The 403-nt window shown below is 76.7% G+C and carries 1 protein-coding gene; it reads right to left on the bottom strand.

Features of this window, described 5'->3' with window-relative positions:
* The coding region (locus J1M64_RS18620; RefSeq protein WP_206475166.1) for a hypothetical protein at positions 1-403 on the bottom strand (403 nt) is incomplete at both ends.

Raw genomic sequence — 403 nt, 5'->3', positions numbered from 1 at the left:
CTGCCGGAAGAGCCGGTCGTCGACGGCCTCGCGCTCGAGCCCGACCAGCAGCGCGATGGCGGCGCTCGCCGACCGCCGCGCATGGGCGGCCAGGTCGACGCGCTCCCCCGCGAGCAGCCGCCGCTCGACCGCTGCGGCCCCGGGCCCGAGGCTCTGCTGCACGAGCGGCTCGACGAACGAGGGCGAGAAGATCGGCGCGAGCCGGCGCCGCAGCGCCCGGTGGTCCTCGCCGTGCATGTTCACCAGCACGCGGGCACCGAGCACCGGCGTCCACAGGTCGCTCGAGGCCCCCTTGCCCTGCTTCGAGAAGCCATCGCCATCGAGCAGCACCTGCCGCGCGAGCGCGGCGTCCTTCACGACGACGCCCAGCCCCGGCACCCGCCGCACCGGCCCCGGCACTGCC

Origin of the sequence: Dietzia sp. KRD202 (genome assembly GCF_017168155.1) — a bacterium.
Lineage (GTDB): Bacteria > Actinomycetota > Actinomycetes > Mycobacteriales > Mycobacteriaceae > Dietzia > Dietzia kunjamensis.
Note: the sequence above shows the minus strand (reverse complement) of the source record. Positions and strands in the feature narration are given on the sequence as shown.